This window comes from Nocardioides sp. NPDC057772 (assembly GCF_042798075.1).
Taxonomy (GTDB): Bacteria; Actinomycetota; Actinomycetes; order Propionibacteriales; family Nocardioidaceae; genus Nocardioides.
Window position 1 is genome coordinate 24,541 of sequence record NZ_JBHVKN010000001.1, and the last position, 13,444, is coordinate 37,984.

The 13,444-nt window shown below is 69.3% G+C and carries 12 protein-coding genes; 7 read left to right on the plus strand and 5 right to left on the minus strand.

Features of this window, described 5'->3' with window-relative positions; genetic code table 11:
- Window positions 1-3: 3 nt before the first annotated feature.
- A complete protein-coding gene (cbiQ, locus tag ACFVJS_RS00135; RefSeq protein WP_378876174.1) occupies window positions 4-615 on the plus strand; it encodes a cobalt ECF transporter T component CbiQ in 612 nt (203 codons plus the stop codon).
- Entirely contained in the window at window positions 612-1,364 is a 753-nt protein-coding gene (locus ACFVJS_RS00140; protein ID WP_378876176.1) for an energy-coupling factor ABC transporter ATP-binding protein, read from the plus strand. Before cbiQ ends, ACFVJS_RS00140 begins: the two co-directional genes overlap by 4 nt.
- Before the next feature lie 97 nt (window positions 1,365-1,461).
- On the opposite strand, the gene ACFVJS_RS00145 is transcribed toward ACFVJS_RS00140, so the two are convergent.
- The 3 genes from ACFVJS_RS00145 to ACFVJS_RS00155 are packed head-to-tail and all read right to left on the minus strand — an operon-like array spanning window position 1,462 to window position 4,807.
- The gene (locus tag ACFVJS_RS00145) at window positions 1,462-1,881 is read right to left on the minus strand and encodes a DUF3054 domain-containing protein (protein WP_378876178.1); all 420 of its coding nucleotides are present in this window, start codon (window positions 1,879-1,881) and stop codon (window positions 1,462-1,464) included.
- A 23-nt stretch (window positions 1,882-1,904) separates the two neighbouring features.
- Window positions 1,905-3,035, minus strand: a complete 1,131-nt coding sequence (locus ACFVJS_RS00150) for an N-acetylglucosamine-6-phosphate deacetylase (protein WP_378876180.1) — start codon at window positions 3,033-3,035, stop codon at window positions 1,905-1,907.
- A complete protein-coding gene (locus tag ACFVJS_RS00155; RefSeq protein WP_378876182.1) occupies window positions 3,026-4,807 on the minus strand; it encodes a dolichyl-phosphate-mannose--protein mannosyltransferase in 1,782 nt (593 codons plus the stop codon). Before ACFVJS_RS00155 ends, ACFVJS_RS00150 begins: the two co-directional genes overlap by 10 nt.
- Before the next feature lie 33 nt (window positions 4,808-4,840).
- On the opposite strand from ACFVJS_RS00155, the gene rsmI reads away from it, so the two are divergent.
- Together rsmI and ACFVJS_RS00165 are read left to right on the plus strand one after the other, a co-directional pair.
- On the plus strand, window positions 4,841-5,689 hold the full coding sequence (gene rsmI, locus ACFVJS_RS00160) for a 16S rRNA (cytidine(1402)-2'-O)-methyltransferase (RefSeq protein WP_378876184.1): 849 nt from the start codon (window positions 4,841-4,843) through the stop codon (window positions 5,687-5,689).
- Window positions 5,690-5,702: 13 nt separating this feature from the next.
- Entirely contained in the window at window positions 5,703-6,524 is an 822-nt protein-coding gene (locus ACFVJS_RS00165; protein ID WP_378876186.1) for a TatD family hydrolase, read from the plus strand.
- A gap of 65 nt (window positions 6,525-6,589) precedes the next feature.
- Here the strand turns inward: ACFVJS_RS00165 and ACFVJS_RS00170 are convergent, their stop codons facing one another.
- The gene (locus ACFVJS_RS00170) at window positions 6,590-8,926 is read right to left on the minus strand and encodes an immune inhibitor A domain-containing protein (protein ID WP_378876188.1); all 2,337 of its coding nucleotides are present in this window, start codon (window positions 8,924-8,926) and stop codon (window positions 6,590-6,592) included.
- Window positions 8,927-9,404: 478 nt separating this feature from the next.
- On the opposite strand from ACFVJS_RS00170, the gene ACFVJS_RS00175 reads away from it, so the two are divergent.
- Genes ACFVJS_RS00175 through ACFVJS_RS00185 form a run of 3 tightly spaced genes read left to right on the plus strand, consistent with a single transcriptional unit; the run spans window position 9,405 to window position 12,395 of the window.
- The gene (locus ACFVJS_RS00175) at window positions 9,405-10,562 is read left to right on the plus strand and encodes a ubiquitin-like domain-containing protein (protein ID WP_378876190.1); all 1,158 of its coding nucleotides are present in this window, start codon (window positions 9,405-9,407) and stop codon (window positions 10,560-10,562) included.
- A 34-nt stretch (window positions 10,563-10,596) separates the two neighbouring features.
- Complete coding sequence (gene rsmA / locus ACFVJS_RS00180) at window positions 10,597-11,496, plus strand: 16S rRNA (adenine(1518)-N(6)/adenine(1519)-N(6))-dimethyltransferase RsmA (protein ID WP_378876192.1); 900 nt, start codon at window positions 10,597-10,599, stop codon at window positions 11,494-11,496.
- Window positions 11,493-12,395, plus strand: coding sequence for a 4-(cytidine 5'-diphospho)-2-C-methyl-D-erythritol kinase (locus ACFVJS_RS00185; RefSeq protein ID WP_378876194.1), 903 nt, complete (start codon window positions 11,493-11,495; stop codon window positions 12,393-12,395). The genes rsmA and ACFVJS_RS00185 overlap by 4 nt, the downstream gene beginning before the upstream one ends.
- Window positions 12,396-12,524: 129 nt before the next feature.
- Here the strand turns inward: ACFVJS_RS00185 and ACFVJS_RS00190 are convergent, their stop codons facing one another.
- Window positions 12,525-13,337 (minus strand): IclR family transcriptional regulator, encoded by an 813-nt coding sequence (locus ACFVJS_RS00190; RefSeq protein ID WP_165110623.1) that lies wholly within the window; start codon window positions 13,335-13,337, stop codon window positions 12,525-12,527.
- Window positions 13,338-13,444: the final 107 nt, after the last annotated feature.

Here is a 13,444-nt window from a genome sequence, read left to right on the forward strand (position 1 = left end):
CCGGTGCCCGCCCATCTGAAGGTGCTGGCTCTGGTCGGCTTCATGCTCGTGGTGGTGGCGACCCCGCGGGAGTGGTTCGCTGCGTACGCGTTCTTTCTCGCCGTCCTGGTGACGGTCGGGGCGGTGGGCCGGGTGCGTCCGGGGTGGGTGCTGAAGCGGATGGTGGTCGAGACGCCGTTCGTGGTGTTCGCGGTGCTGATGCCGTTCATCGCGCACGGGCCGCGGATCGAGGTGCTCGGGCTGAGCCTGAGCGAGTCGGGTCTGCTCTCCGCGTGGGGACTGCTGGCCAAGGGCACGCTCGGTGTGATCGCGGGCCTGCTGCTGGCCGCGACGACGACGCCGCAGGAGCTGGTCCACGGCCTGGAGCGGCTGCGCTTGCCTCAGCAGCTGGTGCAGATCATGGCGTTCATGGTGCGCTACCTCGAGGTCGTGACCGACGAGATGCGCCGGATGGCGGTGGCGCGCGCCTCCCGAGGGTTCGTCGCCCGCAACCCGCTCCACTGGCCGGTGCTCGCCCGATCGGTGGGCGCCCTGTTCATCCGTTCCTTCGAGCGCGGCGAGCGGGTGCACCTGGCGATGGTCTCGCGCGGCTACACAGGGAGAATGCCCCGGTGACCACTCCAGTCCTCGACGTACGCGGCCTCGCCTTCGCCTATCCCGACGGCCATCAGGCGCTCTTCGGCGTCGACCTGCACGTCCACCGCGGCGAACGGGTGGCGTTGCTGGGGCCCAACGGGGCCGGCAAGACGACGCTGGTCCTGCATCTCAACGGCATCCATCTGGCCGGCGCCGGCTCGGTCGCGGTCTCCGGGCTGCCGGTCACCAAGGCCAACATCAAGGAGATCCGCCGCCGCGTCGGCGTCGTCTTCCAGGACCCCGACGACCAGCTCTTCATGGGCACCGTCCGCGAGGACGTCGCCTTCGGCCCCGCCAACCTCGGCCTGCGCGGCGAGGCCCTCGACGCGAAGGTCACGGAGGCGCTCGCGAAGGTAGGGATGGAGGAGTTCGCCGACCGGCCGCCCCACCATCTCTCCTTCGGTCAGCGCCGCCGGGTCGCGGTCGCCACCGTGCTCGCGATGGACCCCGAGATCCTCGTCCTCGACGAGCCGTCCTCCAACCTCGACCCCGCCTCCCGCCGCGAGCTCGCCGACATCCTCCGCGGCCTGGACGTCACGGTCTTGATGGTCACCCACGACCTGCCGTACGCCCTCGAGCTCTGCGAGCGCTCCGTCATCCTCGACGGCGGCGTCGTGGCCGCCGAGGGCCGCACGGTGGATGTGCTGTCCAACGCCGACTTCATGCGGGCCCATCGCCTGGAGCTCCCCTTCGGCTTCGACCCCGTGGCCGCAGCCGCTACCCTCTAGCCGAGGCGTCGCCCGCGTCGGCCGAAGCGTCACGTACGTCGGCCGAGCTGGCACGGCGATGACAACTCGGCCGACGTACCTGACGCCTCGGCAGAGGTCAGTCAGCGAGGCGTCTCGAGCGGTAGTGGAGCTTGGCGCTGACGTAGCCGCGCCAGCCGACCAGGGTGAGGCCGAGGAAGAGGATCGAGACGACCAGGAAGGCCGGCGCGAGACCCTCGCCGGTGAGGCCGCGCAGCACCATCCCGATGGCGTACGTCCCCGACCAGACGACCACGCCGGCCGGCCAGGCGCGGACCGCCGACCAGCGCCGCCAGGCCACCACGGCCCAGGCCACGACGAGCCCGACCAGGAACGGCCAGGCGATGCGGAGCACGACGAGCGCCGGACCGGAGTCGTGCGACTGGCGCCCGGCGAAGGCGAAGAGGAGCACGAAGAAGACGTCGACCGCGAAGGCCGCGACCGCCCACTTCGGCACGAGCCCGGCGACGATTGGGGAGGAGGACTCCGTGGAGGACATGGTGCTCAGAATACGAGCCCGGCCTACGCAGACAGCCAGGCCCCGCCGCGCATCACCCGGATCGGCTGCAGCGACTCGTCGGTGACCAGCAGGTCGGCGCGGGCACCGGTCTCGAGGCGGCCCGCGTCGAGCCCGACCACCGAGGCCGGCCGCAGGCTGGCAGCCTTCATGAGCATGGCCAGGTCGACCCCGGCGGCCGCGTGGCGGCGCACTTGGTCGAGGAGGCGGGAGGTGCCACCGGCGATCGATCCGCTGCCGGTCCCGTCGGCGACGCGGGCGACGCCGGAGCGTACTTCCACGGACAGCGGGCCGAGCTGGTAGTCGCCGTCGGCCATCCCGGCAGCGGCCATCGCGTCGGTGACCAGAACGACCGAGCCGGGCACCATCGACATGACCGCCCGGACCGTCTCGTCGTCGAGGTGTACGCCGTCGGCGATCAGCTCCACGCAGGCATCACCGACACCCGCGGCTCCCAGGGACCCGAGCACAGGCCCCGGAGAGCGATGGTGGGCAGGCGGCATCCCGTTGAACAGATGGGTGACCAGACCACCGGGCCCGGAGAGGAACGCGCGAGCCCGCTCCGCCGATGCTGCGGTGTGCCCCAACGCCACCACGGCCCCGGCCTCGGTGAGCACCGCGGCGACCTCGTCGGCTCCGGGAAGCTCCGCCGCGAGCGTCATCACCCGCAGGTGGCCACGCGCGGCGGCGACGAGCTCGCGGGCGAGCCCGGCATCCGGTGCCCGGAGCAGGTCGGGGTCGTGCGCCCCGCGGCAGGAGTGCTCGAGGAACGGCCCCTCCATGTGGATCCCGGCGATCAGCCCGTCCTCCGCTGCGGTGGCCAGGGCCGAGACCACGGACAGCAGCCGAGAAGGCGCGTCGGTGACGGTCGAGGCGAGCAGCGTGGTCGTGCCCGCGGCGTGGTGGACGCCGGCGGCAACCGCGATCTCCTCCGGCGACGTGGAATGGAAGGACGCGCCACCGCCGCCGTGGTTGTGGATGTCCACCAGGCCCGGCAGCAGGATCCCCGAGGACGCGGGGTCACCGGACGCGGCGGCCCGTACGTCGGAGACGACCCCCGAAGTCACCGTCACGACGACATCGTCGAACCCGCCCGGCCGGGGCACCCGACCACGCACCACATGCGTCAGATCCATCGCTTGAACCAGATCCTCGTCAGCCATTCCTGCCTGGTCAGCAGTTCGTCGGTGTAGATGGGCCAGAACCAGGCGAAGTTGCAGATCACCAGCACCACGAAGATGCCACCGGCGATCGCGCCCCCGACCCGGCGCCTGGCAGCGGGACTGCCTCCGGCCAGGGGCGGCGGTCGGTCGAGCAGCTTGCCAAGACACAGACACAGACCGAGCACCAGGAACGGCAGCGCGATGATCATGTAGAAGGAGAAGATCGGCCGACCGGCGTACTGCAGCCACGGCAGCCACGTCGACAGCACCCCGACGACGGCGACCCCGAACCGCCAGTCGCGCGCGGCGACCCACATGAAGGCCGAGACGATCAGTGCGACGAAGGCGCCCCACCACAGCACCGGGGTGCCGAGCAGCAGCACCTGTCGTAGACAGGTCCCCGCCTCCTGCGGACCGTCGCCGTCCGGATCGGCCGTCGGCGTCGCCTCGCACATCTCGCCGCGCGACTTCGAGCCCGACAGGATCCCGGTGTCGGCGGCGACGCCCACCGGCCGGTTCAGGACCAGCCAGCCGATCGGGTGCGAGCCGTAGGTGTGCTCGGCGCACTCCAGGAAGTGGGTGTGGAACGTGTAGACGTCGCGGTGGTAGTGCCACAGCGACCGCACCGACTGGACCGCCTCGCCCAGACCGGAGGCGTCCGGCTCGGTCGCGGTCGGCCAGCGCTTGTCGTTGAGGTTCTCGGGGACGTACGACTTGTTCTCGCAGTGGCCCTCGCCGGAGTAGCGCGTGTACTGCGTCGAGGAGAGCGCCTTCTCGTAGACGTCGGCGTGGGTCATCCACGGGATCCAGGTCATCACGTAGACCGCGAGTGCGACGCCCACCAGGTGCACGAACGCCGTCGGTCCGTCGGCCACACAGGCACGCAGCCAGGAGAGACGTACGCCGAAGGAGCGCCGCATCCCGGCGGACCAGGCGACGTAGAGGAGGCCGAACGCGGCCAGCGGGTAGAGCGCCTCCCACTTGCAGCCGATCGCCAGGCCCCAGGCGATGCCCGAGCAGAGCAGCCACGGCCGGAACAGCATGCGCCGGACCGGACCCCAGGCGCCGGGCTCGGCCAGCTGGGTGGGCGCGAGCGCCGAGAACCGGCGCCGGCACCAGTCGCGGTCCATCACCATCAGGTGCACCGCGAGCAGCAGGAAGAAGGCGACGAAGAGGTCGAGCAGGGCCAGCCGGGAGAGGACGAAGGCGAGCCCGTCGAAGGTGACCAGGATGCCACCGACGAGACCGAGCAGCATGGACCCGGAGACGCGGCGTACGAACCGGATCGTCAGCAGCACCAGGAGCGAGCCGACCACGACGGACGCGATCCGCCAGCCGAAGGGGTCCATCCCGAAGAGCTTGATGCCGATCGCGATGAGCCACTTGCCCACGTCGGGGTGGACGATCATCGACGGCCCGTCGGCGAACTGTCCGTCGAGCTGGCCGGCCAGGATGTTCTCGTCGGCGCCCTCGATGAAGTTGCGCGCGTAGCCGAACTCCAGCAGCGCCCAGGCGTCCTTGGCGTAGTAGGTCTCGTCGAAGGCGAAGACCTTCGGGGTGCCGAGGTGCCACAGCCGCAGCAGGAAGGCGAGCAGGGTGATCCCGATCGTCGCCGCCCAGCCGGCTCGCGGCGAGCCGCTGATGCGGCGCCGAGCACGCTCCCAGGCGGTCGGGAGAAGGTGACCCGAGGGGGTGCTTGCCAACCCCTCCATGGGCTCGTCGGCCCTGGTCACCGTCGTTGTCACGATGGCACCCTATAGGCCTGCGACAATATCGGGGTGGTAGTTCCAGACGACGGCGTGCTCGTACTCGCGGCAACCCCCATCGGACGTGTCGAAGACGCCCCACCCCGGTTGGCCTCCGAGCTGGCCACCGCGGACGTCATCGCCGCCGAGGACACCCGTCGCCTGCGCCGGCTGACGACCGATCTCGGGGTCGAGCTCAAGGGCCGCATCGTCTCCTACTTCGAGGGCAACGAGAGTGCGCGTACGCCGGCGCTGCTCGCCGACCTCCTCGACGGCAACCGCGTCCTGCTGGTCACCGATGCCGGCATGCCCTCGGTCTCCGACCCGGGCTATCGGCTGGTCGCGGCGGCGGTCGAGAAGGACGTACGCGTCACCGCGGTGCCCGGGCCCTCGGCCGTCCTGACCGCCCTGGCCGTCAGCGGGCTCCCCGTCGACCGGTTCTGCTTCGAGGGCTTCCTGCCGCGCAAGGCGGGCGAGCGCTCCCGCCGCCTCGCGTCGTTGGCGAAGGAGGAGCGCACCATGGTCTTCTTCGAGGCCCCTCATCGCACCGAGGCCGCCCTGGAGGCGATGCGCGAGGTCTTCGGCGACACCCGGGCCGCTGCGGTCTGCCGCGAGCTCACCAAGACCCACGAGGAAGTACGCCGTGGCGGCCTCGCCGAGCTCGTCGACTGGGCGCGCGACGGAGTGAGAGGAGAGGTCACCATCGTCGTCACCGGCGCCGACCCCTCTGCCGAGATCGGCAGCGACCCCGACAGCCTTCGCGAGGCCGTGGCCGACCTGGAGGGCGAGGGCCGCACCAGGAAAGAGGCCATCGCCGAGGTCGCCAAGCTCGCCGGCGTACCGAAACGCGAGGTCTACGACCTCGTGCACAAGAGCGTGTAGAAGACTGGTGAGCATGAGCTTCGCCCCGGCACCCGAGCCACTGCCCGCACCGGTCGTCGACAACCACACCCACCTCGACATCGTCCGGGGGGACGAGAGCCTCCCGGTCGAGGAGGCGCTGGCCCAGGCGGCGGCGGTGGGCGTGACCAGGGTGGTCCAGATCGGCTGCGACCTGCCCGGCGCGCGCTGGGCGGTGGAGGCGGCCGAGACGTACGACAACATGGTCGCCGGTGTCGCGCTCCACCCCAACGACGCTCCCCGCCAGCCCGACCTCGAGGCGGCGCTCGACGAGATCGAGAAGCTCGCCGGCGCGCACGACAAGGTGCGCGTCGTGGGGGAGACCGGGATGGACTTCTTCCGCACCGACGAGGACGGCCGCGAGACCCAGGCCTACTCCTTCCGGCGTCACATCGACATCGCCAAGCGTCTCGACAAGACCCTGATGATCCACGACCGCGACGCCCACCAGGCGGTGCTCGAGGTGGTCGACAGCGTCGGTCCGCCGGAGCGCTGGGTGATGCACTGCTTCTCCGGCGATGCCGAGTTCGCCCGGCAGTGCCTGGACCGCGGCGCCTACCTCTCCTTCGCCGGCACGGTGACGTTCAAGAACGCCCAGTACCTCCGCGACGCCCTCGCGATCGCGCCCCAGGACCGCATCCTGGTCGAGACCGACGCCCCCTTCCTGACGCCCCATCCCCACCGCGGCGCGATCAACTCCAGCTACATGATCCCGGCGACGATGCGGGTGATGGCAGAGGTACGCGGCGAGGACCTCGAGGCGCTCTGCAACGCCGTCAACACCAACACCGAAGCGGCTTTCGGCGGGACCTGGTGACCTGCTGAGATCGAAGAAGAGCCCGAGGCGACCGCCACGGGCTAATCTCTCGCCGAATGGTCAGGTCAGGAGACGCTGATCTTCATGATGCCGGCCTTCTCGTCGGAGGAGAGCACCTCGATCTTCACGCCGCTACCGGCGGTCTTGGTCGAGTGGCGGGGGTTGGCGGGGTTCCAGTAGGTCGTCTCCGAGCTGTCGAAGAAGGTGGAGACACCCTTCCGCGACGGAATGTCGAGAACGTTGTTCGGAGCGCCGGCGATCTCGCTCTCCAGGTGGAGCGCGTCGGTGCGGTCCACGTCGAAGGTCGAGTCGTAGCCCTGGATCCGGTTACGAGACAGGGTGCCGTTCGACCACTTCTGGACGCCGGCCGAGGCGTCGACGATCAGTGCCTGGCCGCCACCGGGGTGAGTGGAGGTGTTGTTGTCGGAGTAGAGACCGTTCTGGTACCAGACCAGCAGGCCGTCCTGGTAGCGGTAGTGGTCGACCTTGTCCGGCGCGGTGACGCCGTAGCCGAAGTTGTACGGACCCTCGGCCAGCGTCTTGTCGTAGCCCTTGTACTGCCGGTTCTCGGCGATGTAGAAGTGCTTGTACGGCAGGGTGTAGGTGCCGTCGGTGAGCTGGAAGTACTTGTTCACCGTCCAGCCGTCGAAGGACGAGAAGTCCGTCGTGTAGGCCGAGCCGACAGCCAGGTCGTCGATCGCGAAGCCGTAGTAGTGCACGCCACCGTCGGTGGCGGTGCGGAAGCGGAGCTTCACGGTCTGACCGGCGTACGCCGACAGGTCGACGGACAGGTCCTTGAACTCGACCGGGTCCTTGGTCTTGCAGTTGGTCGTGCAGGAGCTGTCCGAGGTGCCGTCGATGCCGTTGTTGGCCTCGGGGGAGGTGGAGGACAGGTTCGTCTTCAGCGGGGTGGACCAGGTCGAGCCGCCGTCGGTCGAAGCCTCGACGAAGGTGTAGTCGTATTCCTTCTCGAGGTCGTACTTCACCTTGGCAGTCAGCGTGCCGCCCGCGGGGATGGCGATCTCAGGGGTGGTCGCAGTTGCCGAGAGGTCGTCGCCCTTGCCCGAGTAGAGGAACGAGCGCCCGGAGGAACCGTCGCCGGCGTCGTACGTCTTCTTGCCGTCGGGCAGGTTGACGATCAGCGCCTGCGGCGTCTTGGCGCCGGTGTCGTGGTACGACGGGCCGAGCGTGAGCTTCTTGGCGGTGCCGGCGTCGACGGTGTCGTAGTTGAGCCAGCCGAGGAAGAGCTTCTCCGGGGCACCCATGTGGTTCGGGGTGGTGCCGATCGCGCCGTCGCCGTGACCCAGCCACGAGCCGGAGCTCATCAGGGTCCAGAAACCGGTGCCGTTCTCACCGCCGGCGGTGTCGTAGAAGTCCGGCAGACCCAGGTCATGGCCGAACTCGTGCGCGAAGACGCCCAGGCCACCGTTCTCCGGCTCCGTGGTGTAGTCACGGATCCAGATGTCGGTGTTGCCGATCTGTACGCCGCCGACCTTCGGGAAGTTCGACGGACCCTCGGATCCGGAGGCGTTCGCGGCCCAGCGGTGCGACCAGATGGCCCACGGGTCGGCGCCGGCCTCCTCGCCCTCGCCGGAGTGGATCGCCTGGAAGTGGTCGATGTAGCCGTCGGGCTCGTTGAAGTTGCCGTCACCGTCGATGTCGTAGCGGTCCCAGATGTCGAAGTCCTTCAGGTAGGACACGATCTCGGCGTCGGTCTTGCCGGCCGCCTTCTGGGCGTCGTACCAGGCGTTGGCGCTGTCCTGGATGAAGTTCTTCATCGAGGAGGCGGTCTCGTCGCCGGTCTCGCTCTGGTAGTAGGACGCGGCGTGCGGGAGCTTCACCCAGTCGCTGGTGTCGCCCTGGAGGTCGAAGCGGCCGCTCGACATCTCCTTGTAGACGTTGTGGAAGGACTCGGCGCTCGGGTCCTCGTTGAAGAACATGTCCTGGTAGTGATCCCGCGAGAAGTCGGGCTCCCAGTAGGTGGAGTTGTCACCCTCCTCCGGGGCCTCGATCTCGTTGTGGAGCGGGCCCGAGGTGTTGTCGGGGAACGCCGGGTTGCCACCCTCGCCGAACTCCACCAGGAAGCTGAGCAGCTGGGACTTCTCGGTCGGCTGGTGCTCGACCCAGCGGGTGTTGTCGCCCTTGCCCATCTTGACGACTTCACTGCCGTTCTTGGTGACAGTCTTCTTCTCGCCCGTGACGAGGGCCTCGGCGGCGGCCTGCTTCAGCTCGGTGCGCTTGGTGTGGAGCGCGTCTGGCTTGTTGTCGATCTTCTGCTTCACGCTGGCGGAAGCCGGGGTCCTGTTCATTTCGGCGGCGCTGGCCGTCGAGTGGGAGAGGGCAACCGGCGTCACTCCCGCGACCGCAACTGCGGCGAGGGCGCTGAAAACGCGCTTGTTCATCGTTCCTCCGGAGTGTGGTGACATCGCGCACATCTGCCTTCCCGAGAACCGACCGGCACGACGGGCCATCACGACGCTGATGGCTTCGGAGTACAACACCAAGCAACGCAGTTACCTGTAAAGGATTTGTCGCCTATTGGCCAGCGGGCGCGATATTTCGTGGCGGGATTACGACATCAACCCTGATCAACCCGCTTGACCTGCGATTTCGGCGTGGTGAATCGCACACCTGTCATTCGCTGCGTCAGGTATTGACAACGCTCCCTGGTGCCCATTTGGTGCTGAGATTGCATGCTTGTAATTGCCTGCGGAGCGGGCAGGGGACTTGCATTTAACCGCCCGCATTTGTTCCGCTGTCCGGCGAAAAGCCGGGGTCGGGATAGATCCGGACGGTGTTGGGGGTGGGCCTCAGCGCGTAGATCACCAGATCTCGCAACACCGTGCGCCCGTGCCCGGGGAGCACGAACATCGGAGCATTGTGCCCGTCAGCAGCACCACCTCATGGGTTCGCAACATCGCATCTACTCGTCGTCGTAAGGCCATTCTGGTCGGCGGTCTCGCCGCAGCAGTGGTGGCCGCAGGCGGCACCGCATACGGAGTCAAGACCTCCCAGACCGATGTCATCCTCTCGGTGGACGGCAAGGCCAAGGACGTCAGCGTCCACGCCGACACCGTCGGTGAGGTCCTCGAAGCCCAGGGCATCGAGGTCGGCGACCGCGACGCCGTCGCCCCTTCGCTCGACACCGAGGTCGAGGACGGCAGCGCGATCAGCGTCCGTTACGCCCGGCAGCTGACCCTCGAGGTCGATGGCAAGTCCCAGGACCACTGGGTGACCGCCACGACCGTCGGTGGCGCTCTCGCCGAGCTCGGCCGTGACTACGACCGAGCTGAGCTCTCCACCAGCCGCGGTGCCTACATCGGCCGCGACGGGATGTCGCTCGACGTCGTCACCCCGAAGACCGTCCAGGTCGAGCTGGCAGGGAAGAAGGCCAAGAAGGTGAGCGTGACCGCGCTGACCGTCGGCGACGCGCTCGCGGACCTCGGGGTCGAGCTCGAGCGTCGCGACAAGGTCTCGCCGGCCTCCGACAAGGCCCTGAAGACCGGTCAGAGGATCGTGTTCACCGACTTCTCCGCCAAGAACCAGGGGGTCGCCCGTGAGACCATCGAGGCGCCGGTCGAGGAGCGCGAGGACTCGTCGATGTACGAGGGCGAGACCGAGGTCATCGACGAGGGCTCCGACGGCGTCCGCTCGGTGACCTACCGCATCTTCTACAAGAACGGCCAGGTCGTCTCCCGGAAGGTCCTCGAGCAGAATGTCATCGAGGAGGCCGAGCCGCGCATCGTCAAGGTCGGCACCAAGGAGAAGGCCCCGGCGGCCAACTTCGCCGGCGGCAGCACCGTCTGGGACCGGCTCGCCCAGTGCGAGTCCGGTGGCAACTGGGCGATCAACACGGGCAACGGCTACTACGGCGGTCTGCAGTTCAACCTGCAGACCTGGCAGGCCTACGGTGGCTCCGGCTACCCCCACGAGAACAGCCGCGAGGCTCAGATCGCGGTGGCGACCAAGCTCCGTGACGCCAACGGTGGCTACGGCGCCTGGCCGCACTGCTCGCAGCAGCTCGGTCTGCCGCAGTAAGGCTGTTTCGGCCTTCGGGCCATAGTCTGTACCCATGACCGACCGCACCCCGCCGCGCCTGTTGGGCCCGGCGGAGGTGCGGTCGCTCGCATCCGAGCTCGATCTGCGCCCCACCAAGCAGCGGGGACAGAACTTCGTCATCGACGCCAACACCGTCCGCCGGATCGTGCGCGAGTCCGGTGTCGGCGCTTCCGATGTCGTCGTGGAGGTCGGCCCGGGCCTCGGGTCGCTCACCCTCGCCATCCTCGAGACCGGCGCACAGGTGACCGCGATCGAGATCGACGAGGTCCTGGCCGAGCGGCTGCCGCGGACCATCCAGGAGTACGCCCCCGATCAGGCCGACGCGTTCAGCCTGATCCGCGCCGACGCCCTCCGCGTCGAGTCCGTCCCGGGCCCGCCGCCCACGGCGCTGGTGGCCAACCTGCCCTACAACGTCTCGGTCCCGGTCCTGCTCCACCTGATGTCTCTGCTGCCGTCGCTGCGCCACGGGCTGGTGATGGTGCAGGCCGAGGTCGCCGACCGGCTCGCGGCCAAGCCCGGCTCCAAGGTCTACGGCGTCCCCTCGGTCAAGGCCGCCTGGTACGCCGACGTACGCCGCGCCGGCGCGATCGGCCGCAACGTCTTCTGGCCGGCGCCCAACGTCGACTCCGGGCTCGTCTACTGGAGTCACCGCGAGCCGCCCTCGACGACGGTCTCCCGCGAGGACGTCTTCGCGGTCGTCGACGCAGCCTTCGCGCAGCGCCGCAAGGCGCTCCGCGGCGTACTCAAGCCGCTGGCCGGCTCCGCTGACGCGGCCGAGAAGGCGCTGGTCACGGCGGGCATCGACCCGCTCGCGCGCGGGGAGTCGCTGACCGTCGACGACTTCGTACGCATCACCGAATCGCTCCACGCGGATCGCCTCGGGCTCCGCTCCGGCAAGAAGGCTCCCTCATGACGATCACCGTCCGTGCGGCCGCGAAGTTCAACCTGCACCTCGGGGTCGGGCCGGTCCGCGACGACGGCTACCACCCGCTGGCGACCGTCTACCAGGCGATCGGGCTCTACGACGACGTCACGGTGAGCGACGCCGCCGAGTGGCAGGTCGCGCTCACCGCTGAGGACCACATCGCGCTCGGCGAGGTCCCGACCGGCGACGACAACATCGTCGTGCGGGCCGGCAAGGCGCTGGCTGCCCACCACGGCCTCGACCTGGCGGCGAGGATCGAGATCCACAAGGGCATCCCGGTCGCGGGCGGTCTCGCCGGCGGCTCCGCCGATGCGGCCGCGACGCTGGTCGCGCTCGACCGGCTGTGGTCGCTGGACACCTCCGACGAGGATCTGCTGGCTCTGGCCGGGCAGCTGGGCTCCGACGTACCCTTCGCGCTCGTCGGCGCCACCGCCATCGGCGGCGGCCGTGGTGAGATCGTCGAGCCGCTGACCGACAACGGCGCCTGGTGGTGGGTCGTCGTCGGCAACGAGCAGGGGCTCTCGACGCCGTCGGTCTACCGCGCCTTCGACGAGCGCACCGGGACCGAGGTCAGCGACCCACAGGTGCCCGAGAGCCTGCTGATGGCGCTGGAGAAGGGCGACGCCGAGATCCTCGCCGAGGCCCTCGCCAACGACCTGCAGGCGCCCGCGCTCGCGCTCCGTCCCGACCTCGCCCAGACCTTCGCCGACGGCGAGGAGGCCGGCGCCCTCGCCGTCCAGCTCTCCGGATCGGGCCCGACGATCCTCATGCTCTGCCGCGACGCTGCCCACGCCCGCGAGGTCGCCGGAGTGATGCAGGCCAAGGCGTACGACCGCGTCTGGACCGCTCCCGGCCCCGTCGCCGGCGCCCACGTGATCACCTACTGACCCCGACCCGCCGAGGCGTCGGCCCCGTCGGCCGAGACGTCGGTCAGATCGGCCGAGACGTCAGCGTGTGACGCCTCGGCCGACGTAGCCGACGTCTCGGCCGGCGTACGTGACGCCTCGGCAGGGGTGCTACGCGGCGCTGGTGACGACCTCGTCGGAGATCGCCGCGGCGGCGCGGCGCAGGTGGCGGGTGATGCTCGCCGCGTTGAAGCCGGCGGCGCTGCCGGAGACGGAGACCGCGGCGATCGCGCGGCCCTCGATCATGATCGGGACCGCGGCGCAGACGATGCCGAGCTGGGCCTCCTCACGGTCGAAGGCGATGCGCTCGCTGTTGGCGCGGCGGAGCTCGGCGAGGAACTTCGCCGGGTCGCTGTGCGAGTGGCGGGTGCGCCTGACCAGGCCGGACTCCAGCACCGCCGCGATGTGGTTGCGGTCGCTGAAGGAGAGGATCGCCTTGCCGAGGGCCGAGCAGGCCGCGGGCGCCCGACCACCGACGTACGTGTCCGGCTGGATGCCGCCGCGTCCGGTGATCTTCTCCAGGATGACGATGTCGGTGCCTTCGAGGATGGCGAGGTGGACGGTCTTGCCGGTGGCCACGTAGAGCTCGGCCAGATGCGGCATCGCGGTCTCACGGATGCCCTGCGGGCGGCAGATCTGCACCGCGTTGCCGAGCTCGAAGAGCCGGCGGCCGAGGACGTAGTGGCGGCCCGTGCGCTCGACGTATCCGCTCTGCTCGAGGTGACGCAACAGGCGGAAGGCGGTCGACTTGGGTAGGCCCGCGGTGCGCGCGATCTCGCTGACACCGAGCTTCGGGCCGGCTCCGAGAAATGCCTCCAGGATCTGGAGGGCCTTCGTCGCAGACGGGGTCGCCGAGGAGGTCGTCCTCGGGGCACCTTCATGGTCGTGCTGACTAGCCAGGGTGGGGATAGCAGAGACGCTCATGGGGGATCTCCTTTACTGAGCCGAAGACACACCACGACGGGGGGATCTGGCGGTCCCGGCTCTCTGTGACAGCAGTCACTGTAACGATCGTTCCGGAGGTTGTGGTG

Excerpts from the sequence above, each read along its gene's own strand:
- ACFVJS_RS00145 (WP_378876178.1), bottom strand. The coding sequence starts at position 1,881 with ATGTCCTCCACGGAGTCCTCCTCCCCAATCGTCGCCGGGCTCGTGCCG.
- ACFVJS_RS00150 (WP_378876180.1), bottom strand. The coding sequence starts at position 3,035 with ATGGATCTGACGCATGTGGTGCGTGGTCGGGTGCCCCGGCCGGGCGGG.
- ACFVJS_RS00165 (WP_378876186.1), top strand. The coding sequence starts at position 5,703 with ATGAGCTTCGCCCCGGCACCCGAGCCACTGCCCGCACCGGTCGTCGAC.
- ACFVJS_RS00170 (WP_378876188.1), bottom strand. The coding sequence starts at position 8,926 with ATGAACAAGCGCGTTTTCAGCGCCCTCGCCGCAGTTGCGGTCGCGGGA.
- rsmA (WP_378876192.1), top strand. The coding sequence starts at position 10,597 with ATGACCGACCGCACCCCGCCGCGCCTGTTGGGCCCGGCGGAGGTGCGG.
- ACFVJS_RS00185 (WP_378876194.1), top strand. The coding sequence starts at position 11,493 with ATGACGATCACCGTCCGTGCGGCCGCGAAGTTCAACCTGCACCTCGGG.
- ACFVJS_RS00190 (WP_165110623.1), bottom strand. The coding sequence starts at position 13,337 with ATGAGCGTCTCTGCTATCCCCACCCTGGCTAGTCAGCACGACCATGAA.